The organism is Salinivibrio sp. HTSP, from assembly GCF_003390965.1.
Taxonomy (GTDB): Bacteria; Pseudomonadota; Gammaproteobacteria; order Enterobacterales; family Vibrionaceae; genus Salinivibrio; species Salinivibrio kushneri.
On the sequence record NZ_PXUD01000095.1, the window covers coordinates 1 to 2,413 of the forward strand.

Below are 2,413 nucleotides of genomic sequence, written 5' to 3' on the forward strand. Positions count from 1 at the left end.
CTGTGAGAGGGATGAGGCGGCAACGCCTCACCCTACTCGATGATCGCGTTCGGAGGATTAACGCGAACGGAAAACGATGCGACCTTTGGACAAATCGTAAGGGGTCATTTCAACCGTGACTTTGTCGCCGGTCAGGATGCGGATGTAGTGCTTACGCATCTTGCCTGAAATGTGGGCAGTCACCACGTGACCGTTTTCTAGTTCTACGCGGAACATAGTATTAGGCAACGTATCGAGTACGGTGCCTTGCATTTCAATTACGTCTTCTTTTGCCATTGAATCCTCTTAGGCCTCTTCTGGTAGCCAATTTTTTGACCGACAGATAATGCCTCTATTCTGAAAGTCTGTAAAGTTCGGGTGCGAATTTTACCCTGTTGGGGCGCTCCTTGCTAGAAAAAATAGCCACTATTGTGGAATAACCGGCCAGGTAAACGCCCGCCATTGCTGGTTGATAAAGCGTTGATGTGGATAATAGTCTGCTTTGTAGCGCATTGCTGAGCAGGCATCGATTTGATAGCCCAAATAGAGCCAAGGTAATTCGAGTGAGTTCGCCAGTTGTAGTTGTGCTTGAATACTGACGCGTCCGAGTGAGAAGCGGTGCTCTGGCTCGAAAAACGTATAAAGTGCACTTAACCCGTCGTCGACGACATCGGTTACGGCGATGGCAACCAGCGTGAGTTGGTGATGATCGCGTTGATACAAATGGATAAAGCGCGGGGATAACCAGTCACTACCGATAAAGTCGAGAAACGCTTGGCGCTTGGCAGGATACATATTGCCATCGGAATGGCGAGCGGCGATGTACCGTTGAAAGAGCGCAAACCAGTTAGCATCAAGCTGATCACTCACTTTAACCTCCAAGCGATTGAGCTGGCTGCGATGACGCTTTTGGCTTTTTGAGGGGTGATATTGGTTCACATCAATCCGAATCGCTTGGCAAGCCTGACATTGTGGGCAGTGCGGCCGGTAAATAAGGTTGCCACTACGACGAAAGCCAGCCGCTAATAGCGCGGCATATTTCTCGGGCGTGTGGTAATCCGCCGACATTACCACCGCCAGTTGCTCTTGCTGATCAGGCAAGTATTGGCAAGATGCTGCAGGCGTGACGCCAACTTGGATTCCCACACTCATTATGCTCTCCAATCTGCGATCTGCTGCGGTTGGCTGCTCTGGATAATGGGCTGGTCACGGTGTGCTTGCAACGCGGTGATAAACGCGTCTCGGGTCCAAGGTTTGGCACCCAAAGAGGCTAAATGTGGCGTCATCATTTGGCAGTCAATATAACGGCCACCCTGCTGGGCAAAATATTGACTGAATTGCCAAAGTGCAAATTTAGAGGCATTGGTGGCTTTGGAAAACATGGATTCACCACAGAATACGCGGCCCACGCAGACACCGTAAAGCCCGCCGACAAGCTGTGCGCCGTCCCACACCTCGACACTGTGAGCATCCCCTTGCTGATGAAGCTGGCAGTAGGCAACTTGCATCTCATCGGTAATCCAGGTCTGCTCAGGCCCGCGAATGGCCGCACAGGTAGCAATCACCGTCTCGAATGCGCGATTGAGCGTGATGGTATACGCAGACTTTTTGGCGGCTTTACGCAAACTGCGACTGGCATGAAAATCAGAGGGCTGAATCACAGCCCGTTCACTTGGCGACCACCACAATAAAGGATCATCTTCGCCAAACCAGGGGAAAATACCACTGCGATAAGCCGACATTAGCCGCGCAGGTGATAGATCTCCCCCAATGGCGAGCAAGCCATCGGGGTGAGAGAGCGCTTCGCTCACGGGCGGAAAGCGAAAGTCATCTTGCGCTAAAGGCGGTAAAAAAAGGGTCATATCACACGCTCTCGTTACAAGCGGTTCATGAGTTGCGCATAGCGACCGTTACGTGCCAGCAAGTCTTGATGTGTGCCTTGCTCAATAATGCGGCCAGCATCCATTAAACACACAGTGTCCATATGTGCCAAACCAACCAATCGATGGGTAATGATCACCACGGTTTTATCCTGACAATGGTCTTGCAGTAAGGATAGGATCTCCGCCTCGGTTTGCACATCTAGGCCTTCGGTTGGCTCATCAAGTAACATAATCGGCGCAGGGTGCAAGAGGCCACGAGCAATCCCCAAGCGGCGGCGCTCGCCGCCTGAAAGCTGTCGTCCGCCATCGCCCAGCCACGCATCGAGTCCTTGACCCTCTAACAGTCCATCCAAGCCAACGCGCTGCAAGACAGTGGCGAGGGCATCGTCTGATGCCTCTGGGCAAGCCAGGGTGAGGTTGTCGCGCAGTGTGCCGTTGAACAGATCAACACTTTGCGTCACCACAGACATGGCGTCACGCAGCGCGGTTTCTTGCCATTGCGTGAGCGGCACCTCATCAAGGGTGATTTGACCTTGCGTGGGATCCCACGC

The 2,413-nt window shown here is 52.6% G+C and carries 4 protein-coding genes; all 4 read right to left on the bottom strand.

The annotated features are described in order from the left end of the window. Nucleotides 1–57 precede the first annotated feature (57 nt). Nucleotides 58–276, bottom strand: coding sequence for a translation initiation factor IF-1 (gene infA, locus C7A19_RS14265; protein ID WP_021022425.1), 219 nt, complete (start codon nt 274–276; stop codon nt 58–60). A 129-nt stretch (nt 277–405) separates the two neighbouring features. Then, nucleotides 406–1,131, bottom strand: coding sequence for an arginyltransferase (locus C7A19_RS14270; RefSeq protein ID WP_116645219.1), 726 nt, complete (start codon nt 1,129–1,131; stop codon nt 406–408). Continuing rightward, nucleotides 1,131–1,841 (bottom strand): leucyl/phenylalanyl-tRNA--protein transferase, encoded by a 711-nt coding sequence (gene aat, locus C7A19_RS14275; RefSeq protein WP_116645220.1) that lies wholly within the window; start codon nt 1,839–1,841, stop codon nt 1,131–1,133. Before aat ends, C7A19_RS14270 begins: the two co-directional genes overlap by 1 nt. Before the next feature lie 14 nt (nt 1,842–1,855). Further along, nucleotides 1,856–2,413, bottom strand: a 558-nt coding sequence (locus tag C7A19_RS14280) for an ATP-binding cassette domain-containing protein (protein ID WP_116645221.1), incomplete at its 5' end; no start/stop codon positions are given.